This window comes from Mesorhizobium atlanticum (assembly GCF_003289965.1).
Taxonomy (GTDB): Bacteria; Pseudomonadota; Alphaproteobacteria; order Rhizobiales; family Rhizobiaceae; genus Mesorhizobium; species Mesorhizobium atlanticum.
The window spans coordinates 459,333-478,804 of sequence record NZ_QMBQ01000003.1 but is presented as its reverse complement, the minus strand read 5'-3'; the positions used below and the strand labels follow the sequence as shown (position 1 = coordinate 478,804).

Annotated in this window: 22 protein-coding genes; 13 read left to right on the top strand and 9 right to left on the bottom strand. The window is 64.2% G+C overall.

Annotated features, from left to right (window positions below; all coding sequences use genetic code 11):
• The first annotated feature begins 114 nt into the window (after nt 1-114).
• The 5 genes from DPM35_RS12010 (at nt 115) to DPM35_RS11990 (ending at nt 3,732) form a co-directional block, all read left to right on the top strand.
• Nucleotides 115-813, top strand: a complete 699-nt coding sequence (locus tag DPM35_RS12010; RefSeq protein ID WP_112127477.1) for a fumarylacetoacetate hydrolase family protein — start codon at nt 115-117, stop codon at nt 811-813.
• On the top strand, nt 810-1,460 hold the full coding sequence (gene maiA, locus DPM35_RS12005) for a maleylacetoacetate isomerase (RefSeq protein ID WP_112127476.1): 651 nt from the start codon (nt 810-812) through the stop codon (nt 1,458-1,460). The genes DPM35_RS12010 and maiA overlap by 4 nt, the downstream gene beginning before the upstream one ends.
• Nucleotides 1,450-1,929, top strand: coding sequence for a DUF4262 domain-containing protein (locus tag DPM35_RS12000; protein WP_112127475.1), 480 nt, complete (start codon nt 1,450-1,452; stop codon nt 1,927-1,929). Before maiA ends, DPM35_RS12000 begins: the two co-directional genes overlap by 11 nt.
• A gap of 55 nt (nt 1,930-1,984) precedes the next feature.
• Nucleotides 1,985-3,028, top strand: coding sequence for a zinc-dependent alcohol dehydrogenase family protein (locus DPM35_RS11995; RefSeq protein ID WP_112127474.1), 1,044 nt, complete (start codon nt 1,985-1,987; stop codon nt 3,026-3,028).
• Nucleotides 3,029-3,150: 122 nt separating this feature from the next.
• Entirely contained in the window at nt 3,151-3,732 is a 582-nt protein-coding gene (locus tag DPM35_RS11990) for a hypothetical protein (RefSeq protein WP_146767938.1), read from the top strand.
• 6 nt (nt 3,733-3,738) lie between these two features.
• On the opposite strand, the gene DPM35_RS11985 is transcribed toward DPM35_RS11990, so the two are convergent.
• Nucleotides 3,739-4,602 carry a DMT family transporter gene (locus DPM35_RS11985; RefSeq protein ID WP_112127798.1) on the bottom strand — a complete coding sequence of 288 codons (864 nt, stop codon included), beginning with the start codon at nt 4,600-4,602 and terminating at the stop codon, nt 3,739-3,741.
• Nucleotides 4,603-4,704: 102 nt separating this feature from the next.
• On the opposite strand from DPM35_RS11985, the gene DPM35_RS11980 reads away from it, so the two are divergent.
• The 3 genes from DPM35_RS11980 (at nt 4,705) to DPM35_RS11970 (ending at nt 7,686) form a co-directional block, all read left to right on the top strand.
• Complete coding sequence (locus DPM35_RS11980) at nt 4,705-6,123, top strand: aminotransferase-like domain-containing protein (RefSeq protein ID WP_112127472.1); 1,419 nt, start codon at nt 4,705-4,707, stop codon at nt 6,121-6,123.
• 148 nt (nt 6,124-6,271) lie between these two features.
• Entirely contained in the window at nt 6,272-6,853 is a 582-nt protein-coding gene (locus tag DPM35_RS11975) for a TetR/AcrR family transcriptional regulator (protein ID WP_112127471.1), read from the top strand.
• Complete coding sequence (locus tag DPM35_RS11970; RefSeq protein ID WP_112127470.1) at nt 6,850-7,686, top strand: DMT family transporter; 837 nt, start codon at nt 6,850-6,852, stop codon at nt 7,684-7,686. Before DPM35_RS11975 ends, DPM35_RS11970 begins: the two co-directional genes overlap by 4 nt.
• 18 nt (nt 7,687-7,704) lie before the next feature.
• Here the strand turns inward: DPM35_RS11970 and DPM35_RS11965 are convergent, their stop codons facing one another.
• From DPM35_RS11965 to DPM35_RS11955, 3 genes are all read right to left on the bottom strand, one after another.
• A complete protein-coding gene (locus tag DPM35_RS11965) occupies nt 7,705-8,202 on the bottom strand; it encodes a MaoC family dehydratase (protein ID WP_112127469.1) in 498 nt (165 codons plus the stop codon).
• Between the two features lie 180 nt (nt 8,203-8,382).
• A complete protein-coding gene (locus DPM35_RS11960) occupies nt 8,383-8,811 on the bottom strand; it encodes a phasin family protein (protein ID WP_112127797.1) in 429 nt (142 codons plus the stop codon).
• A gap of 144 nt (nt 8,812-8,955) precedes the next feature.
• Nucleotides 8,956-10,251, bottom strand: a complete 1,296-nt coding sequence (locus DPM35_RS11955) for a DUF445 domain-containing protein (protein ID WP_112127468.1) — start codon at nt 10,249-10,251, stop codon at nt 8,956-8,958.
• A gap of 212 nt (nt 10,252-10,463) precedes the next feature.
• Here DPM35_RS11955 and rirA point away from each other — a divergent pair, with 212 nt between their 5' ends.
• Nucleotides 10,464-10,925 (top strand): iron-responsive transcriptional regulator RirA, encoded by a 462-nt coding sequence (gene rirA, locus DPM35_RS11950; RefSeq protein WP_040982432.1) that lies wholly within the window; start codon nt 10,464-10,466, stop codon nt 10,923-10,925.
• Here the strand turns inward: rirA and DPM35_RS11945 are convergent.
• Genes DPM35_RS11945 through hemP form a run of 5 tightly spaced genes read right to left on the bottom strand, consistent with a single transcriptional unit; the run spans nt 10,922 to nt 15,045 of the window.
• Nucleotides 10,922-11,710 (bottom strand): heme ABC transporter ATP-binding protein, encoded by a 789-nt coding sequence (locus DPM35_RS11945; protein WP_112127467.1) that lies wholly within the window; start codon nt 11,708-11,710, stop codon nt 10,922-10,924. The two genes, rirA and DPM35_RS11945, sit on opposite strands and share 4 nt — an antisense overlap.
• A gap of 7 nt (nt 11,711-11,717) precedes the next feature.
• Entirely contained in the window at nt 11,718-12,815 is a 1,098-nt protein-coding gene (locus DPM35_RS11940) for a FecCD family ABC transporter permease (protein WP_112127466.1), read from the bottom strand.
• A gap of 6 nt (nt 12,816-12,821) precedes the next feature.
• Nucleotides 12,822-13,715, bottom strand: coding sequence for a heme/hemin ABC transporter substrate-binding protein (locus DPM35_RS11935; RefSeq protein ID WP_112127465.1), 894 nt, complete (start codon nt 13,713-13,715; stop codon nt 12,822-12,824).
• Between the two features lie 12 nt (nt 13,716-13,727).
• On the bottom strand, nt 13,728-14,789 hold the full coding sequence (locus DPM35_RS11930) for a hemin-degrading factor (protein ID WP_112127464.1): 1,062 nt from the start codon (nt 14,787-14,789) through the stop codon (nt 13,728-13,730).
• Nucleotides 14,790-14,838: 49 nt separating this feature from the next.
• Nucleotides 14,839-15,045 carry a hemin uptake protein HemP gene (gene hemP, locus DPM35_RS11925; protein ID WP_040981784.1) on the bottom strand — a complete coding sequence of 69 codons (207 nt, stop codon included), beginning with the start codon at nt 15,043-15,045 and terminating at the stop codon, nt 14,839-14,841.
• 200 nt (nt 15,046-15,245) lie between these two features.
• Here hemP and DPM35_RS11920 point away from each other — a divergent pair, with 200 nt between their 5' ends.
• The 4 genes from DPM35_RS11920 to hmuQ all read left to right on the top strand — a co-directional run bounded on the left by DPM35_RS11920 (nt 15,246) and on the right by hmuQ (nt 19,463).
• On the top strand, nt 15,246-17,444 hold the full coding sequence (locus DPM35_RS11920) for a TonB-dependent hemoglobin/transferrin/lactoferrin family receptor (RefSeq protein ID WP_112127463.1): 2,199 nt from the start codon (nt 15,246-15,248) through the stop codon (nt 17,442-17,444).
• A 3-nt stretch (nt 17,445-17,447) separates the two neighbouring features.
• Complete coding sequence (locus DPM35_RS11915; RefSeq protein WP_112127462.1) at nt 17,448-17,900, top strand: hypothetical protein; 453 nt, start codon at nt 17,448-17,450, stop codon at nt 17,898-17,900.
• Nucleotides 17,901-17,906: 6 nt separating this feature from the next.
• The gene (locus tag DPM35_RS11910) at nt 17,907-19,004 is read left to right on the top strand and encodes a TonB family protein (protein WP_245431506.1); all 1,098 of its coding nucleotides are present in this window, start codon (nt 17,907-17,909) and stop codon (nt 19,002-19,004) included.
• Between the two features lie 144 nt (nt 19,005-19,148).
• On the top strand, nt 19,149-19,463 hold the full coding sequence (gene hmuQ / locus DPM35_RS11905; protein ID WP_112127461.1) for a heme-degrading protein HmuQ: 315 nt from the start codon (nt 19,149-19,151) through the stop codon (nt 19,461-19,463).
• The last annotated feature ends 9 nt before the right edge of the window (nt 19,464-19,472 follow it).

Below are 19,472 nucleotides of genomic sequence, written 5' to 3'. Positions count from 1 at the left end.
CAGGGCATTGCCATTGAAACGACCGGCCGATGTCCGCGTGAGCGTCCTCAGTCTTGCCCGCCCGTCGAAATCGGCCGAAAGTGCGCACGATTAAAGCCAACACAGAGACAGCCCATGCCAGAATTCGTCCTTCCGCCGCCAGCAATCGCCTCGGTCGCCATTGCCGGCTCGGAGGAACGATTTGCCGTGCGCCGCATCTTCTGCGTCGGCCGCAACTACGCAGCACACGCGCGCGAGCTCGGCAATGACGAGCGCGACCCGCCCTTCTTCTTCACCAAGCCCGCCGATGCGGTTGTCGACAGCGGCGCCGAGATCCCCTACCCGCCGCTGACCTCGAACCTGCATCACGAGATCGAGCTGGTCGTCGCCATCGGCAAGGCCGGCTTCCGCCTTCCGCGCGCCGATGCGCTCGCTCATGTCTGGGGCTACGGCGTCGGCGTCGACCTGACCCGCCGCGACCTGCAGGATCAGGCGAAGAAAGCCGCGCGTCCGTGGGATTGGTCGAAGGCCTTCGACCAGTCAGCACCTTGCGGTCCGCTGGTTCCGGCTGCGAAATCAGGACACCCGGAGAAAGGCCGCATCTGGCTCGCCGTCAACGGCGCGGTGAAGCAGGACGGCGACTTGGCCGAATTGATCTGGCCGATCGCCGACATCGTCTCGATCTGCAGCGAAGCGGTCGAGCTTCGGCCGGGCGACCTGATCTTCACCGGCACGCCGGCCGGCGTCGGTCCGGTCCAGGCCGGAGACAGGATCACCGGCGGAGTCGACGGCATCGGCACCGTCGAGGTGACCATCGGGCAGCCGAGGCGATGAGCGACCTCGTCCTCCACAATTACTACCGCTCCTCCACCTCATACAGGGTGCGGATCGCGCTGGCGATGAAAGGCCTGGACTATACCTATGTGCCGCATCATCTGCGCCACGGCGAGCATCTCGAGCCCGCCTATCTCGCGGTCAACCCGCAAGGGCTGGTGCCGGCGCTGGTGCTGGACGGCGGCAGGCTTTTGACGCAGTCGCTGGCAATCATCGAATATCTCGACGAGATTGAGCCCGAGCCGGCGCTGCTGCCGAAGGACGCGTTGGGCCGGGCTCGCGTCAGGATGCTGGCGCAGATGATCGCCTGCGACATCCATCCGGTGAACAATCTGCGCGTGCTGACCTCGCTGCGCGCTTTGTTCGGCGCCGGCGACGAGGACGTCGTCAACTGGTTCCGGCATTGGGTGAACGAAGGTTTCCAGCCGCTTGAAAAGATTCTCGCCTCCTCGCCCGAGACCGGCACCTTCTGCCACGGCGACACACCGGGCCTCGCCGATATTTGCCTCGCCGCCCAGGTGACCAACAACGCCCGCTTCGGCGTCGACATGGCGCCCTATCCGGTGATTGCCCGCATCAACGCCGCCTGCATGGCGCTGCCGGCGTTCCAGAAGGCAGCGCCGCAGAACCAGATCGATGCCGAATAGAGAAGCCAAAGACGCCGAGGAGGCCAAGGCGCTCGCCGACATCGAAGAGTATGGCTGCCACATCCTCTATGTACTGGAGGACGACGAGCATCCGCCCTTCGCCTACTCGGTCGGGATCGAGCACAATTTTGGCGTCCCCGAACTGGTCGTCATCGGGCTCAAGCCGGAGCTTTCGATGACCATCATCAACGAGTATTGCCGAAGAGTGCGCAGCGGCGAGAGGTTCAGCGTCGGAGAGCGGGCGTCGGGTTTCCTGGGAGGCGGCTTCGACTGTCAGTTCGGTGCTGTCCATCCCGATCACTACCCGGAGCATTTCGGCTGGGACATATGGTTCTACGACGGGCCCGATTTCCGGATTGTGCAGCTTATTTTCCCGACAACGTCCGGGATTTGGCCGTGGGATGCCGAGGCCGATGAATGGGTTCGCCAACGGCAGCCCCTTCTAGACCAACCACCGTTGCCACCTTAGTTCGGATCGTCGTCCAACCACCTGCCATTGAACTGAGATATATGGAAGCAATCTTATGAAAGCCGTTGTCTTCGAAAAATTCGGCGAGGCGCCGACGATCCAGACCGTACCTGATCCGAAGCCGGCCCCGGACGGCGTCGTCATCAAGGTCGAGGCGACCGGTCTTTGCCGCAGCGACTGGCATGGCTGGATGGGCCATGATGACGGCATCACGCTGCCGCACGTCCCCGGCCATGAACTGGCCGGCGTCGTCGTCGCCGCTGGCAAGCAGGTCAGCCGCTGGAAGGCCGGCGATCGCGTCACCGTGCCCTTCGCCGTCGGCTGCGGCCGCTGCTTCGAATGCACCTCCGGCAATCACCAGGTCTGCGAGCACCAGACGCAGCCTGGCTTCACCGGCTGGGGCTCCTTCGCCGAATATGTCGGCATCGAGCACGCCGACACCAATCTCGTGCGCCTGCCCGAAGAGATGGAATACGCGACCGCCGCCAGCCTCGGCTGCCGCTTCGTCACCTCGTTTCGCGCCATCGTCGACCAGGGGCGCGTGAAGCCCGGCGAATGGGTCGCGGTGCATGGCTGCGGCGGTGTCGGCCTCTCGGCGATCATGATCGCCAGTTCGATGGGCGCCAATGTCATCGCCATCGACCTCACCGACGAGAAGCTGGAATTCGCCAAAAGGATCGGCGCGGTGGCGACGATCAACGCCTCGACAACGCCGAACGTGGTCAAGGCGGTCAAGCAGATCACCAATGGCGGAGCGCATATGTCGATGGACGCGCTCGGACACCCGACCACATCCTTCAACTCGATCTCGAACCTGCGCCGGCGCGGCCGCCACGTTCAGGTCGGGCTGATGCTGGGCGAGCATGCCCGTCCGCAAGTGCCGATGGACAAGGTGATCGCCTTCGAGCTCGAAATCCTCGGCAGCCACGGCATGCAGGCCTACCGCTACTCCGCGATGATGGAGATGATCCGCACCGGCAAGCTGAAGCCCGAGTTGCTGGTCGGCAAGAGGATCAGCCTCGAGGAAGCGCCCGCGGCCCTGATGGCGATGGGCGGCTTCGAAGGAATCGGCATCGGGGTCGTGACGAAGTTCGGATAGTCATCGGAAAAAAATCTGAGCGAGCGCTTTACAACCGGCGCCAAACATTACACAATCTTAAGTAGATAAAGGAAAACGAACACGCATAGATTGATGTCATCCATTTGTGGCTGAGGCCGGAAATGAGACTGTTTCTGCTCTGTCTTTTGTTGCTGTGGCCCATGCTCAATGCCCGGGCGCAAGACAGCGGAGTCGCTAATGGAGTCCCAGCGCCACATCAGCGCGCCTCAGCTCCCGAAGAACCCGGGGCGGCAAAGGAATCCACTTTGCGGTTCGAGGATTTTCCGGCGAAAATTTTTCAAAGGAAAGCTGCGAAGAACATCCAAGTTCACCCCAACGATTCCTGGGCGCGGGCGGTTAAGCCGGATATCCGCAAAGCATTGAAACGAGGCGCTGACTTTGCCGGCCATTTCTCCGTTGTACTTGTCGGTTGCGGCACTGCCTGTATTGCCGCGCGCATGATTGACCTGCGCACAGGGCAGCTCTTTTGGATCCCAGGGGGCTATCAGCTGGACTTGGAATACTATGTGGGTAGCCGGCTGATAAGAGTTGCCTGGGCGGAACCTTCTGAAGATGCAGTCTGCGTACGCCAGGATTTTGAATGGACGGGCCGCAAATTCGTCAAGCGCTACGAGAATCGCGAGCATGTCGCTGACACCACCCAATGTTCCGAATTGGAGTATATAGGCAAGCCTGCTCAGTGAGTGCTTTCACCGCGCGAACTTCTTCGCCCCGAACACGCAGGCCACCACGCCGAGCGTGACGACCACCATCATCGGGCTGACCTTTTCGTGCAGCAGGCTCGCCGCCAACGCCAGGCCGAAGAAGGGCTGCAGCAGCTGCAGCTGCCCGACAGCGGCGATGCCGCCTTGCGCCAGGCCGCGATACCAGAACACGAAGCCGATCAGCATGCTGAACAGCGAGACATAGGCGAGGGCGATCCAGGCGCCGGAGCCGATGGCCGCGAAGGACGGCGGCAGCGTCGCGAAGCTCAGCGCCAGCATGACCGGCAGCGACAGCGACAGCGCCCAGCAGATCACCTGCCAGCCGCCGAGCTTGCGCGACAGCTTGGCCCCTTCGGCGTAGCCCAGCCCGCAGACGATGATGGCGCCGAGCATCAGGCCGTCGCCGGCTGGCGAGGCGGTCACGCCTTGCGCCAGGGCAAAGCCGGCGACCAAAGCGCTGCCCAGGCACGAGAACAGCCAGAAGGCCGGGCGCGGACGGTCGCCGCCGCGCAGCACGCCGAAGATCGCGGTCGCCAGCGGCAGCAGACCGACAAAGATGATCGAATGCGCCGAAGTGACATGCTTCAGCGCCAGCGCCGTCAGCAGAGGGAAGCCGACCACGACACCCAGCGCAACGACGGCGAGCGAGATCAGATCGCCGCGCTCCGGACGCTTCTCGCGAAACAGCAGCAGCATCGCGATCCCGAGCAGACCGGCGATCGCCGCCCTGGCCGCCGTCAGGAAGGTCGGGTCGAAATCCATCACCGCCACCCGCGTCGCCGGCAGTGATCCGCTGAAGATCAGCACGCCGATGAAGCCGCTAAGCCAACCGTCGAAACTCTTTTCCATGATCTGCTCCGTTTGCGCTTCCGTACCGGCGCAGGCCATGGTGTTGCCAGATACAATGGAGTACAATTCTACAAAACTGTAATGGTCTGCAGAGAAGTACAGATGGACGGATCGAGCCCGAATGCCGGCGGCGCCACTCTCGTCGAAACCGTCATGGCGGCAATCCGCCAGCGTATCGCGGCGCGCACGCTGACGCCCGGAGCCCGCCTGCCGTCGATACGAGCCATGGCCAAATCGATGCAGGTTTCGAAATCGACGGTGGTCGAAGCCTATGAGCGCCTCGCCGCGGAAGGCACGATCCGTTCGCGCCCGGGCTCAGGTTTCTACGCGGCCGGCCCGCTTGCGCCATTGTCGCTGGCCGAGATCGGCCCTCGGCTTGACCGTGCCGTCGACCCGCTCTGGGTGTCGCGGCAATCGCTGGAGGCCGGCGAGGAGATGCTGAAACCCGGCTGCGGCTGGCTGCCGGCCTCCTGGATGCCCCAGGCGGCCTTGCGCCGGGCGCTGCGCAGCGCGGCGCGCGCGGACGACGTGGTGCTTGCGGACTACGGCACGCCGCTTGGCCTGCCGCCGCTCCGCCAATTGCTGGCAAGGCGCATGGCCGAGCATGGCGTCGAGGTCTCGCCGGACCAGATCATGCTGACCGACTGCGGCACCCAGGCGATCGACCTTTTGTGCCGCTTCCTGCTCGAACCCGGCGATGCCGTGCTGGTCGACGATCCCTGCTATTTCAACTTCCATGCGCTGTTGCGTGCGCACCAGGCCAAAGTGGTTGGCGTTCCTTACACGCCTTCGGGACCGGACATCGAGCTTTTCGCCGCGGCGCTCGCCGAGCACCGGCCGCGCCTCTACATCACCAATTCCGGCATCCACAACCCGACGGGCGCGATCCTGTCGCCGGTCACCGCGCATCGGCTGCTGAAGCTCGCCGACCAGGGGGACCTCACCATCGTCGAGGACGATATCTTTGCCGATTTCGAGCACAGCCCTGCCCCAAGGCTTGCGGCCTTTGACGGGCTGCAGCGCGTCGTCCAGATCGGCTCCTTCTCCAAGACGCTGTCGGCCTCGGTGCGCTGTGGCTTCATCGCGGCGCCACCCGACTGGATGGAGGGCCTGGCCGATCTCAAGATCGCCACGACCTTCGGCGGTGCGCGGCTGTCGGCCGAACTGGTGCTGACCCTTTTGAAGGACGGCAGCTACCGCAAGCATGTCGAGCAATTGCGCACCCGCCTGTCGCGCGCCATGGCCGAAACCGCCGGCAGGCTGAAGGCGATGGGCATCACGCCCTGGATCGACCAGCCGGCCGGCATGTTCCTCTGGTGCCGCCTGCCTGACGGCATCGACGCCGCCGGTGTCGCGCGCCATGCGCTTTCGGACAATGTCGTGCTGGCGCCCGGCAATGCCTTCAGCCTGTCGCACACCGCCGGCCGCTTCATGCGCTTCAACGTGGCGCAATGCGAAGATCAGCGCATTTTCAAGACCCTGGACAAAGCGATGACGGCATCCCGCCGCAAAGCCGCGTAGGCGCGACCATCGATAGCCCAAGCGATCTTACGGGGCTCAAAGTTGGATGTCGGTTGCGCTTGCCTCCCGCCTCCGGTCCAACCGGCAATTGACAGCTCCCGTCACGCAAGGCATAGATAGACAGACCTGTCTCACTATCGCTGCTATCATGGCCGAACCGACCAGAACCGACAAGCGCCAGCACATCGTTGAAACCGCCTATGCGTTGTTCAAGCGCGTGGGCTTTCACGCCACCGGTATCGACCGCATCATCGCCGAAGCCGACGTGGCCAAGATGACCATGTACCGGCACTTTCCCAGCAAGGACGATTTGATGGTCGAGGTCCTGGGCTACCGTGCGGGGCGCTTCGAACGTCAACTCGACCGTCTCGCAGAACAGGCGGCCACGCCCGAACGGAAAATCGGCACAATCTTCGACTGGTACGGTCGATGGTTCCACAGCGCCGATTTCCACGGCTGCCTGTTCGCGCATGCCCTGGCCGAGTTCGGCGATCCGGCGCACCCGGTGTTCCAGGCCGCCGCCAGGCAGAAGAACGACCTCAAGCGGCGCATGCGGCTGATCCTCGAAGAGATGATGCCCGCCGACGAGGCCGATAGCACTTCGGCCGCGCTGCTGATGCTGATCGAAGGCGCGACGCTGATGGCCCGGATGGGGCAGCCAGCCGCCGCCATTCGCGACGCCCGCAAGGCGGCAATGGCCATGCTCGCCGCGCGGGGGAGACCGCAATGAGCGCGACGGTCATTGGCCTGGCACTGTTCGCCGCGATCCTGCATGCCAGTTGGAATGCCTTCTTGCGAACCGGCAGCGACAGGCTGTGGACCGTTACGGTCATGAGCTTTTCGGCGACGATCGCCGCCGTTCCGCTGGCGCTCTTCCATCCGCTGCCGGTGCCATCGGCCTGGCCCTATATCGTTCTCTCGGCATGCCTCCAGGTCGGCTACAGCCTCTTTCTGGTGGCAGCCTACCGTTACGGCGAATTGGGACAGGTCTACCCGATCGTTCGCGGCTCGGTGCCGCTCCTGGTGACACTCGGCGGTTTCGCTCTGGCGGGCGAGCGCCTGAGCACGCTTCAGACCCTTGGCGTCGTTCTCGCCGCGCTCGGCATCATGAGCCTTTCGCTTGGCAAAGGGCGCGCGGCAACCACATCAATCCTGTATGCCCTGGCGACCGGCGCGATCATCGCGGCCTATGCGACAGTCGACGCCGTCGGTGTCCGGTCGGCGGGAAGCTCAGGCGCCTACACGGCCTGGGTGCTGCTGGTCTACGGCATGCTGCTGCCGGTCACCTTCATCATCTGCCGCGGCAAGCTCACCGTCGACCTTCGTTCGCCCGACGCGCTGAAGGCGCTTGGCGGCGGGATTTTCGCCCTGATTGCCTACGGCGCCGTGGTTGCGGCCTTCGCGCTCGGGCCGGCCGGCCCGATCACGGCCATCCGCGAGACGAGCGTGGTTTTCGCGGTGCTGATTGGACGGCTCTTCCTGGGAGAGACGCTGACACCGAAGCGCATTGCGGCCTGCGGCGTTGTCGCGCTAGGCGCGATCTGCCTTGGCTATCATGGATGATGCCGTTCTCAGAGACCCCTAAGCGCCTGCCCGCTTGCGGCGCTCATACATCATCACCAGCGTCTCGGCGGTCAGCGCCGGCTTCTGCTCGCCTTCGATCTCGACGGTGTTGGCCGCCTTCATGAGATACTGGCCGGGGCCGCGATCTTCCATGGAAAGCAGCGTGATGCGCAGCCTGATGCGCGCGCCGGCTTTGACCGGCGCCAGGAAGCGCACCTTGTCGAAGCCGTAGTTGAAGGCGGCCTGCGTGTTTTCCGGCACGATGCCCATCTCCAGCGCCAGCGCGCCGATGATCGACAAGGTCAGATAGCCATGCGCGATCGTGGTGCGGAACGGGCTCTGCCGCTTTGCCCGCTCCGGATCGACATGGATCCACTGATGGTCGCCCGTGCATTCGGCGAACTGGTCGATGCGCCGCTGGTCGACCGTCGTCCAATCGGACACGCCGAGCTCCTGCCCGGACATTGTGCGCAACTGTTCAAAAGTCGGCGGCGTTCTCCGCCGTGGTTCGGTCATTCCGGCTTTCCCATCAGTCTTGCCTGTCTCCCGACCATGAAGCGGCAGCCCCTGTCAATTCGCCGCTTCGCTGTTTTCGCCGGTAGAGTTGATGCTTTGACGGCAAGCGGAGAACGCGCCCGCGCCTGGACCGGTTGCATCGCATGCCAGCCGATGGTGGGTCCGAAACCGCCGGACAGCCTATTTCTTTTCGTAGCCGGCGCGGATTTCCGCCATCGCATCCCTGATCCGGTCGCGCAGGATCTCGACCGATTCAGTGCTGGATTTCCGCACAAGGTCAGCCACTTCGCTGGCGTTCTTCAGCGTCGTCTCGAATGACTTGCGGGCAAATTCAGCCTGCTTGCTCATCAGGTCCTGCGGGTTGCCGGGCGTCTGGTAGCTCTGCGCCATCCGCGTGACCTCGTTGATGGCACTCTGCACCATCTCATGCTGCCTCGCCAGCACCGAGGAGGCGCCGGCCGCGCCTGCCCTCGCCGACTTTTCCAGGGCTTCGAGGTTCTTGCGATGATGATCGAGGATCGCCTGGACATCGACATTCGGCAGCTTCAGGTCGCGGCCGAACCTGCTGAACATGTCGAGGAACGAGTCGGATTCCGGTTGTTTTGCCATGCTTGCCTCCCGTTTGCCGCGTTCGCGGCGTCCCAAGAACAATTCCAGGAAAAGTGTTTACGGGTTGGGCTTGGCGACTTTGCCGTAGCCTTCCGTCCGGAATTGCTTAAGACCCAAGGCAGAATAGTGCACGCCGGGCCGGCGTCAATTGACAAGAAACAGCCGCTCCGCCGTATAGAGCGCCAGGCCGGCAAGCCCGCCGATGATCATGCCGTTGAAGCGGATATATTGCAGGTCCTTGCCGATATTCGTCTCGATCAGCCGCGTCAGCTGCGCCAGGTCCCAGCGCTTGACCTGGTCGGCGATGAATGTCGACACGCCGCTCTTCTGGCTCTCGACGAAGGAGGCCAGCGCCACGACAAAACCCTGGTTCATGTCGGCCCTGATCTGCGCGTCGTCGGCCAGATGCCGGCCCACCTCGACAAACATGTTGGCGAGGTGCTCGCGGATCATCGACTTCTCCGCATTCGCGTCTTGCTCGATAAACAGGCGCAGGCTCGCCCAGGCATCGCCGGCCAGCGCCCTAACCTCCGGGCGGCCGAGAAAATCGCGCTTCAGCTTCTCGGCGCGCCTCGCATATTGCTTCGAGGTCCTGAGCCGCTCGATGAAACCGAGCGCAAAACGGTCGAATTCGGCGCGCATCGGGTGATCGGGATCGGCCCGCACCTCGTCCAGCAGCGAGCCCGCCGAAGCGACGATCTTCTTCAAGAGGTAAGCATCGGCGCGAAACAGGTTGAACAGCGACGGCAATTCCTCGCGGATCTTTTCGCGCATCGTCGCCAGCGCCTGCTCGTCGTTGAGGAAACGTCCTACGACCCTGGTGAATTCATCGAACAGCTTCTGGTGGCGGCGATCGTCGGTCAGCGCCGACAAAAGATCCGCCGCGAGCGGCGCCAGCGGCACCTTTTCGATCTGCTCCAGCATGCGGCTGGTGACGAAATCGCGCAGGCCGGATTGCTCCACCGCCGTCAATGTCTGCGGTACCAGCCGCGCGACGAATCGCGACAGGCCGGCGGCTCGCTCGGCGTCGGCCAGCCAGTCGGCGACCAGAGCGGCGAAGTCGACCTCGGCAAGCTTTTCGCGCACCGGCTCCGGCGCCAGGAAATTGGCCTCGATGAAGCGGCCGAGATTGTCGGCGATCCGGTGCTGGTTCTCCGGAATGATTGCCGTGTGCGGAATGGGCAGTCCGAGCGGGCGTCTGAACAGCGCCACCACGGCATACCAGTCGGCGATGCCGCCTATGGTCGCCGCCTCGGCGAAAGCGGCGACGAAGCCGAGCCACGGATAGGCAGCCTGGAAGGACTTCGCCAGCGCAAAGACAAGCACGCACAAGGCAAGCGCGGCCGCGGCGATGAATTTGGTCCGCCGCAGCGCCGAGAGCTTTGCCTGCGCATCGGCGTCGAATCGAACCGGCGCGAGAGCCGGAGCTGATTGAGACATGAAAAGGCCGTTTCCTGTTTGCACCCGCCTCTATCTAGTGCCTGCGCGTGCAAAACGCTCGCTCGAAGCATAGGAGGGCAAATCGGGTCGCCATCGGCGCCGACGCGCACAAAAAGTTGACACGATTATTCAGCTATGTAGCGGTGCAGTCTGGAATTGTTCCAAACTATGGGCCATATTCGGCTTTAAGCTAATATTCTCGCGAGGATACCATGCGGCTCACGCGCCAGACCAATTATGCGATGCGCATCCTGATGTATTGCGCCGCAAATACCGACAGGCTGAGCCGCATCCCCGAGATCGCCGCCGCCTATTCGGTGTCGGAACTTTTCCTGTTCAAGATCCTGCAGCCGCTGGTCGAGGCCGGCCTGGTCGAAACCGTGCGTGGCCGCAACGGCGGTGTCAGGCTCGGGCGTCCGGCCGAGCAGATCAGCCTGTTCGATGTCGTGCGCGTCACCGAAGAGAGCTTCGCCATGGCCGAGTGCTTCGAGAACGACGCCGCCGAATGTCCGCTGGTCGACAGCTGCGCCCTGAATTCGGCGCTGCGCGAGGCGCTCAACGCCTTCTTCGCCGTGCTTTCCCGCTACACGATTGCCGATCTTATCGCGGCGCGCCCGAACGTGCGCCACCTGCTCGGCATCGACCTGCTGGAGCAGCGCGCGCCGGCGGCCTAAGCCGCTGATTGCGGCAACACGAACGGGGTGTTCCCTGACGGCAGAGCACAGACCTTCAGCCTGCAGTCGAACACCTTCTCGATCAGCTCGTCGTTCAGCACGTCCGTTGGCGAACCGGCTGCCGCCAACTGGCCGCGGGAGAGCACGAAAATCCGGTCGGCATACATGGCCGTCAGATTGAGGTCGTGCAGGATCGCCACCACGCCGCCGCCGCGCCGGGCGAAGTCGCGGGCGATGTTCATGATGATGAGCTGGTGCTTGACGTCGAGGCTGGAGACCGGCTCGTCGAGGAAGAGGTAGCGCGGCCGCCCTTCGAGCACCGGCGCCCAGACCTGGCAGAGCACGCGGGCAAGCTGCACGCGCTGCTGCTCGCCGCCGGAAAGCTCCTGGTAGAAACGGCCGGCAAAGCCGTCGAGGTCGACACGCGCCAGCGCCCGCTCGGGCAAACGCGCATCCTCGCCGGGTAGCACCCCGGAGCGCCCGCCGATCAGGCCGAGGCGCACGATCTCGCGCACGGTGAACGGGAAGGACAGCGCCGTCGATTGCGGCAGCACCGCGCGCAGCGTCGCCGCCTCCACCGGTTTCATCGAAGCGAGGTCGCGGCCGTTGAGTGTGACGGTGCCGGTATAGGCAAGCTCGCCGGTCAACGCCTTGAGCAGGGTCGTCTTGCCGGATCCGTTCGGTCCGACGATGGTCGAGACCTCGCCGGGCCGCGCCGTGAAGTCGACATGCGACACGATGCGCCTGCCGCCGATCGCCACGGAGATGTCGCGCGCTTCGATCATCGCGGCCTCACAAATCAATGACGCCGCGCTTGCGCAGCAGGATCCACAGGAAGAACGGCGCGCCGGCGACCGCGGTGACGATGCCGATCGGCAGTTCGGCCGGCGCGACGATGGTGCGCGCGACCGCGTCAGCGATGAGCAGCAGCGAAGCGCCGAGCAACGCCGAGGCCGGCAGCAGATAGCGGTTGTCCGGCCCGATCGCGAGCCGCAGGACATGCGGCACCACGATGCCGATGAAGCCAATGCCGCCGCTGACCGCGACCGAAGCGCCGATCGCCGCCGAGACCCCGACAATGGCCGTGTATTTCAGCCGCTGCACCGGGATGCCGAGATGGCCGGCGGTCGCCTCGCCGAGCGCCAGCGCGTTGAGGCCGCGCGACAGGAACGGCATCGCCGCCAGCGCCAGGATGATCACCGGCCCGACGGTGCCGATCTTCGGCCATGTCGCGCCGGCCAGCGAGCCGAGTTGCCAGAAGGTCAGGTCGCGCAGCTGCCGGTCGTCGGCCATGAAGATCAGGACGCCCGTTAGCGCCATGGCAAGGGCGCTGATGGCGATGCCGGCAAGCAGCATCGTGGCGACCGACGTCCGTCGCTGGCGCGTGGCGATGGCATAGAGCAGCAACGTCACCGCGAGCCCGCCAAAGAATGCCGCGAGCGGCAAAGCGAGCGTGCCGAACGCAAGCGTGACGGGCGCAAGCCATGTGGTGCCGAGCACGATGATCGCCACAGCGCCGAGGCTGGAGCCGGCGGAAACGCCGATCAGGCCGGGGTCGGCAAGCGGATTGCGGAACAGGCCCTGCATCACCGCGCCGCAGACCGCCAGCGCGGCGCCGATCAGCACGCCGAGCAGCACGCGCGGCATGCGGATGTCATAGACGATCAGCCGGTCGCGCGCCGCAAGCGCCGCATCCACTGGCATGGCGCCGGTGACCCAGTCGCGGATGACGCGGACGGCGGACGCATCGGAAGCGCCCGACGTCAGCGACAGGAACACGGAAAGGACCAGCGCCAGGCACAAAAGCACGATGACGGCCCTTGCCCGCGCCGAGCGGTCGCCATCGACCGTCATCGCGCTACCCGCGCCGGCAATGGATTGTTCGGACATCGCCGCTCAGTCCGCGGCCTGATTGTCGTAGAACGCGACGGCAAGATCGTGGATCGCTTCGGCAGTGCGTGGGCCGAAGCCGAGCAGATAGCCGCCCCACATGCTGATCATCTTGCGGTTCGTGCCTGCCGGTGTCGAAGCGATCGCCGCGTTGGCGAACAGCTCATTTTCCGAGATCGGCGGTCCGCCGCCCTTCATCGTCAGGATGACATCCGGCCTGGCGCTGACGATCGCCTCGTCGGTCATCCCCTTGTAGCCGGAAAAGCCCTCAACCGCGTTGACCGCGCCGGCAAGCCTGATGATGCCGTCCGCCGCGGTGTCGCTGCCCGCGGCAAGGATCTTGCCGCCTTGCGTCGACAGCACGAACAGCACGCGCTTGCGATCCTTGATCGCGGCCGTCTGCTTTTCCGCCGCCGTCAGCTTCCCGTCCGTCTCGATAGCCAGCTTCTCGGCCTTGGCTTCGACGCCCAGCGCCTTGCCGACGACGCGGATCTTTTCGAGGATGCCCTCATGATTGTAGCGGTCGGGCACCTCGATGAAGGGCACGCTCGACTTCTTCAGCACGTCGACCGCTTCCTTCGGCCCGCTGCCCTGTAGCGCCAGGATTCCGGTCGGGTTGACCGACAGGACGCCCTCGGGCGACAGCGCACGCATGTAACCGACATCCGGCAGCTTCGCCGCCGCCTCCGGATAGTTGCTCGTCGAATCGCGGGCGACGAGACGGCCTTCTTCGCCGAGCGCGTAGACGATCTCGGTGATCGATCCGCCTATGGAGGCGATCCGCGAGGTGTCCGAAAAGACGGTCGTCCCTTCTCCCGCCCTGGCTGGTTGGGTGGCGACGGCGAGCAGGACGCCGAGCATCGGCGCAAGCGCCGCGCGGAAATTGGGAACAAAGCGCATTTGGGGGCTACCTCATGCGGCAGACGGGCTGGGGATGCGGGGCAGGTTCTCGGCCAGGAACCGCCAGTCCTCGCGCTCACCTTCGCCTTCAAGGCGCTTGCCGAAGAACTGGATGATCATGCCGCCATTCGCGTCATAGGCCTCCAGCGAGGTGACATGACCGTCCTTGGTGGGCTTGCGCACCGCCCAGACCTCGTGGATGTGGTCGGTCCTCAGATGCAGATGGAAAGTCTCGTCGAGCACGTTGATCCACGAGCCCATCGGCTTGACGGACTTGATCGGGCCGGAATGGATCTGGATGCAACCGCGATTGCCCACGAAGCACATGATCGGCATCCCGCCTGCAGCGGCGTGGTGGAACATGGCGTTGACGGCGCTGTTGTCGAGCAGCCAGGCATAGTCCTGGCCCACCATGCGCACCGCCTCGCGGCGGCTGAGCTTCAGCGTCTTCAGCATGCCGATGAACTGATGCACGTCGGTGAGCCGGCTCCAGCGGTCGCGCAGATCGTCGATCGAGGCCACCGAAGCCTGCCCCTCGCCCTCTCCTTCCGCGGCGCCTGGGAGGATGGCGACGATCGGTTCCTGGTTCGACGATTCGAGGCTCGCCACCAGTTTCTGGTAGGCATAGAGGTTCGATGCCGGCCGCAGATGCACCTTATGCACCGCCTCGCCCGCCGCGTCGAAGAACTGCAGGCTGCGGCGGATCTCGCCATCGTCGCGCTTCTCGACGGCGAAGCCATGCGCCCAGACCTTCGGGAAGATGCGCAGATCGATGTTCTCGCCGAGTACCATGGCGTTGTGGTTGCCGGTGACGACCTTGTCGTAGACGCCGATCTTTTCATGCACGGCGCTTTCGTTGCGGGTCAGCGCCATCACCTCGCCGACCGCCTCGAGGCCGGTCAAAAGGTGGTTGACGCGCGGCTCGACACGCACCGCGCTGATGCCGCATTGCGCCGCGACCAGCTCCGCTTCCGAAATTCCCAATTGCGCCGAAAGATCGCGCTCCCGCATTTTCGGATTTTCTTCCCGCGCCCGCCGGATTTCCTTCGGCGACGGCTTAACGCGCTGGTCCATGTCGTTCACCTGTATTGCCTGATGTTCGTCTATCGCCCGCCGATCGCGGTCACTTGTTGAGGATCAGCTTGCCCTGGCGGGTGATCTTCAGGCGGTAGAGCGCACCATGATGCTCGATGCCGATCTCATGCTCGCCCTGGAACAGCGTGTTGCTGGAGAGCGTCCTCACCGCCAACGGCACCCGTTCGTAACGCATCTGCGTGTCTTCCGGGCGGCGAACGCGATAGCGGAAATCGTTGGGATTGTGCGTGTTCATCGGGTCGGTCCCTTTTCTCTTACGGCCACCTCGGCCGCAGCCTCATAAAATGCCGATTCAATTCTTGACTAAAGTAATCATGTTTACTAGTCAGTGCATTACCGGACTAAATGAGTCAACATTTAAGACGCCGGACTTGATCAAAAATGCGAGCGAGCCCTGGCCAGCCAGCTACGAGCCTGAAAATCTGGAGTTGGGGCATGGGGTTGGTGACTTGGGGACGGACGGGCCTGGCGGGCAATAATGCGGGTCCGGGCATCCGATCGATGGCAAGCGGCATTGCCATCTTGATGGCTGGGGCGGCTGCGATTGCACTTGGCGCGCCGGCGGCAAAGGCGCAGCAGGCCGCACAGGTTGACCAGAAGAAGAAAGCCGATGAGAAAGCGTCCGGCGACACCACCCTGCTCGACAAGATTCTCGTCATCAGCCGCACCGGCGAGACGGCGATCCAGTCGCTGGCCTCAGCCAGCCATGTCGACCAGGAACAGCTCGACCGTCGCATGGCGACGACGCCGAATGAAATGCTGCTCGGCGTGCCAGGTGTTGCCGTGCAGGCCGACGCGCGCCGCGTCAGCTCCAGCATCAACATCCGCGGCCTGCAGGATTTCGGCCGCGTCGCGGTGATTGTCGACGGCGCAAGGCAGGATTTCCAACGCTCCGACCACGGCACACAGTCGACCTTCTATGTCGATCCCGAGCTCATCAAGTCGGTCGACGTCATCCGCGGTCCGGTCGCCAACACCTACGGCTCCGGCGCCATCGGCGGCGTCGTCTTCTTCGACACCAAGGACGCAGCCGATTTCCTCAAGCCGGAGGAGACATGGGCCGGCTCGCTGACCGGACGCTATGAGAGCAACGGCAAGGGCTGGACCACCAGCGCCACCGGCGCCTACAAGATCAACGACAGTTGGGATGTTCTCGGGAACTTCGTCTACCGCGACTATGGCGACTACAAGAACGGCGGCGGCGACACCGTTGCCGGCACCGGCTTCGATGTGCTGAGCGGCCTGCTCAAGACCTCGATCCGCCCGACCGAAAACAGCGAGATCAAGCTCGGTTGGGTCGGCTCCAAGGACGGCTGGACCGAGACCAGCGGCAGCGTGCCGGCCAACGATGTCGATCTGAAGTCGAACACCTTCACCGCGCGCTACAAGATCACCGACGACGCCAAGAGCTGGCTCGACCTCCACATCAACGCCTCCTACAACAAGACCTTGCTCGACCTGACGACGCTTACCGCGCAGAACCGCTTCGATCCGACGACTGGCCTGCCCGTGGTGCTGCCAGCCGGCTCGCTGTCCACCTTCGATGTCGGCACGACCGGCATCGACATCTGGAACACCTCGCGCTTCGAGACGGCGAGCGTCGCGCATGAGCTGACCTATGGCGGCGACTGGGTCGGCGACGATGTCGATACCGGCGGCAGCGCCGGCGGCGACAGCTTCTACACGCCGTCGGGCAAGCGCAACGTCTCCGGCGCCTACATTCAGGACAAGCTGACCTGGGAATGGCTCGAGGTCATTGGCGGCCTGCGCTACGACAATTACAGCCTGAAGGACGACACGAACGAGACCTCCGGCGACCGGGTGTCGCCGCGCATCACCGTCGGCATCTCACCCTTTGAAAGCGTCGGCCCGGCCGGTCTGCAATTCTATGGGACCTACGCGGAGGGCTATCGCTCGCCCTCGCTGACCGAGACGCTGATCAGCGGCAACCATCCGGCCGGCGTCACCTTCCCGTTCCTGCCCAACCCGAACCTGAAGCCCGAGACCGGCAAGACCGTCGAGTTCGGCATCAACTACAAGCAGAACGACATCATCGAGGCGGGCGACGCGCTGCGGCTCAAGGCCGCCTATTTCAACAACAATGTCGACGACTATATCGCCGGCGTGACGCTCTCGCCCTTCGATCCGACCAGCGGCTGCCCGTTCGGCCCGGGCATTCCGATCTGCTTCCAGTACCAGAACTTCGCCAAGGCCAAGATCAACGGCTTCGAGCTGGAAAGCGTCTATGACGCGGGCTGGGGCTATGCCGGCCTGTCAGCCTCCATCACTAACGGCCACACCATCTCCTATGAAGGCGAGCGCGCCGACCTTGCCACCATTCCCTCCTCGCAGGTGACGGCGCAGCTCGGCCTACGCTTCCTCGAGGACAAGCTGACCGTCGGCGGCGAAGTGCAGTACAACGGCAAGCCGAAAGGCAATCCGGTGGCTAAGGATTTCACGCTGGTCAATGCCTTCGCCAGCTATCAGGCGACGGACAATCTCAAGCTCGACTTCCGCGCCGACAACCTGTTCGACGTCAAATACACCAACGCGCTCAACGGCAGCACGACAGCCGTCCTCTACGAACCCGGCGTCACGCTGAAGCTCGCGGCAACCATGCGGTTCGGAGGCTAAGGGATGAAAAGCTCGACGACACCGCTTCGCCTCTTGACCTCGGCGCTGGCGACGCCGCTCTGCCTGGCGCCGGCGTGGACCCAGTCCGCGCCGGCCGCTGCCTCAGCTCCGGCTCTCAGTCTCGAGCTCAATGCCGCGCAGCCTTCGGAGAAAGGCTGCCGGCTGACCTTCGTCGTCAACAACGCGCTCGGCGCCGACCTGTCGAAGGTCGCGTTCGAGATCGCGTTGTTCAATGAGGCCGGCGTCGTCGACCGGCTCACCATGCTAGATTTCAAGGACCTGCCCGACGGCAAGACGAGGGTCACCCGCTTCGACCTTGCCGGCGCCGACTGCAGCAAGCTCGGCCGCGTGCTGATCAACAGCACGACCGCATGCGCCGGCAGTGGCGTCGAGCCCGCGGCCTGCATGCGCGCGTTGAAGATCTCGACCAGGACCGCCATCGCTTTCGGGACCTGACAAGCTGTGGGCTTCGAACTGGCACGCAACGCGTTTGCACAAGTCCCGGCCGGCATAGGCTTGGTGCTGCTTGCGGCAACCGATCTTGATTTGACAATGCCGGGTCGCTTGCCGCAGGTCTCCTCGCGAGCCATGCAGGACATCGACACCCTCCCCCACGCCGACAGCGAACCGGCGATCCCGCCGGCCGAGCCGCTCGCGCAGGATCGGCGGTCGGCGCAAGACCGCAAATGGCCGGTGGCGATTGTCGTCTCCGGCCTGCTCCATGCCGCCGCCGCGGCAGCGTTTTTCATCGCGCCCGCCGGAACCTTCGACTCCATGGACGCGATCCAGGCCGAGGGCAGTGACCAGTCAGGCGCCGAGGCCCAGGGCAGCGCCCTGAATGACGCGACGTCCGGCGCGGTGGATGTAACCTTGGTGGCGGATCCGAAGCCTGTGAAACGCCAGGCAGTCCGGCCCACTCCGCCGACCGAAGCGCCACAATCGGCCAGCCAACCTGTAACGCCCCGGCCTCCGGCTGAGGCCGCCCAGGAGCCCGCCTCCACGCCCGACATCCTGACGGCCGCCACGGCGCGCCAAGACGATCAGAGTGTGCCCATGGCCGGCGAATCGGCGCCTGCGATCGAGCCGCAAAGCGCCGAAGCGCCTCCCGCGGAGCCCGAGCAGACGTCAGCCCCGGCCGCCGCGTCGAGCACAGCAGCCGGATCGGCCGGGTCAGGCCAACCCATTGAAACGCGCGGCACTGAAACAGCAGATGGCGATGCACGCGACGCGCCGGCCGTCGCCAGCAAGGGCAAGGTTAAGGCCGCCGCCGGCAATGCCCTGGAATCCCGCTACAGCGGCGAAATTCAAAAGAAGCTTGCCCGCGCCAACCGCCGCGTTTCGAAATCGGTCCAGGCGAAGGCCCGCAACAACGCCAGGGTGGTGTTCGTGGTCATGGCCGACGGTAGCATCGGCGACCTGCAGCTCGCCGAAAGTTCAGGCTCCGACGAGCTCGATCAATTCGCCTTGAAGCTGGTTCGCCAGCAAGCTCCATTCCCTCCCATCCCGCCAGAGACCGGAAGGTCAAGTTGGGTGTTCAGAGCGCGGGTCGGCCCGTTCTGAAAATGATCCCGAACCGAAGGTCAGCGTAGCAAAAAGTGGAATCCGGTTTTCGGAAAAGATCATTTTCAAAAAAACATAGAGGCCTTCGCCAGGCATTAGAACCATCGTCTGACCTCAGAATTCATCCGTTTCGAAAGGAAGCCAATGTACATCGCCATGAACCGCTTCAAGGTCCAGAACGGCTCCGAGCAGGCATTCGAGGACGTCTGGAAGAACCGCGATTCCAGCCTCTCGGAAATGAAAGGCTTCAAGGAATTCCATTTGCTGCGCGGCCCGGTCAACGAGACCGAGGGCTATACGCTGTTTGCCTCGCACACGGTCTGGGCAAGCCAGGAGGATTTCGTCGCCTGGACGAAGTCCGAGAATTTCCGTGCCGCCCACCGCAACGCGGGCGGCTCTAAGGTGCACTATCTCGGCCATCCGCAGTTCGAGGGTTTTTCGGTCGTCGAAGGCGCCTGATACGCGCCT

Coding starts and splice junctions, on each gene's coding strand:
- rirA (WP_040982432.1), top strand. CDS start 10,464: ATGCGGCTCACGCGCCAGACCAATTATGCGATGCGCATCCTGATGTAT.
- DPM35_RS11960 (WP_112127797.1), bottom strand. CDS start 8,811: ATGGCAAAACAACCGGAATCCGACTCGTTCCTCGACATGTTCAGCAGG.
- DPM35_RS11985 (WP_112127798.1), bottom strand. CDS start 4,602: ATGGAAAAGAGTTTCGACGGTTGGCTTAGCGGCTTCATCGGCGTGCTG.
- DPM35_RS12010 (WP_112127477.1), top strand. CDS start 115: ATGCCAGAATTCGTCCTTCCGCCGCCAGCAATCGCCTCGGTCGCCATT.
- DPM35_RS11935 (WP_112127465.1), bottom strand. CDS start 13,715: ATGCGCTTTGTTCCCAATTTCCGCGCGGCGCTTGCGCCGATGCTCGGC.
- DPM35_RS11940 (WP_112127466.1), bottom strand. CDS start 12,815: ATGTCCGAACAATCCATTGCCGGCGCGGGTAGCGCGATGACGGTCGAT.
- DPM35_RS11990 (WP_146767938.1), top strand. CDS start 3,151: ATGAGACTGTTTCTGCTCTGTCTTTTGTTGCTGTGGCCCATGCTCAAT.
- maiA (WP_112127476.1), top strand. CDS start 810: ATGAGCGACCTCGTCCTCCACAATTACTACCGCTCCTCCACCTCATAC.
- hmuQ (WP_112127461.1), top strand. CDS start 19,149: ATGTACATCGCCATGAACCGCTTCAAGGTCCAGAACGGCTCCGAGCAG.
- DPM35_RS11915 (WP_112127462.1), top strand. CDS start 17,448: ATGAAAAGCTCGACGACACCGCTTCGCCTCTTGACCTCGGCGCTGGCG.
- DPM35_RS12000 (WP_112127475.1), top strand. CDS start 1,450: ATGCCGAATAGAGAAGCCAAAGACGCCGAGGAGGCCAAGGCGCTCGCC.
- DPM35_RS11920 (WP_112127463.1), top strand. CDS start 15,246: ATGGGGTTGGTGACTTGGGGACGGACGGGCCTGGCGGGCAATAATGCG.
- DPM35_RS11970 (WP_112127470.1), top strand. CDS start 6,850: ATGAGCGCGACGGTCATTGGCCTGGCACTGTTCGCCGCGATCCTGCAT.
- DPM35_RS11930 (WP_112127464.1), bottom strand. CDS start 14,789: ATGGACCAGCGCGTTAAGCCGTCGCCGAAGGAAATCCGGCGGGCGCGG.
- DPM35_RS11995 (WP_112127474.1), top strand. CDS start 1,985: ATGAAAGCCGTTGTCTTCGAAAAATTCGGCGAGGCGCCGACGATCCAG.
- DPM35_RS11980 (WP_112127472.1), top strand. CDS start 4,705: ATGGACGGATCGAGCCCGAATGCCGGCGGCGCCACTCTCGTCGAAACC.
- hemP (WP_040981784.1), bottom strand. CDS start 15,045: ATGAACACGCACAATCCCAACGATTTCCGCTATCGCGTTCGCCGCCCG.
- DPM35_RS11965 (WP_112127469.1), bottom strand. CDS start 8,202: ATGACCGAACCACGGCGGAGAACGCCGCCGACTTTTGAACAGTTGCGC.
- DPM35_RS11945 (WP_112127467.1), bottom strand. CDS start 11,710: ATGATCGAAGCGCGCGACATCTCCGTGGCGATCGGCGGCAGGCGCATC.
- DPM35_RS11975 (WP_112127471.1), top strand. CDS start 6,272: ATGGCCGAACCGACCAGAACCGACAAGCGCCAGCACATCGTTGAAACC.
- DPM35_RS11955 (WP_112127468.1), bottom strand. CDS start 10,251: ATGTCTCAATCAGCTCCGGCTCTCGCGCCGGTTCGATTCGACGCCGAT.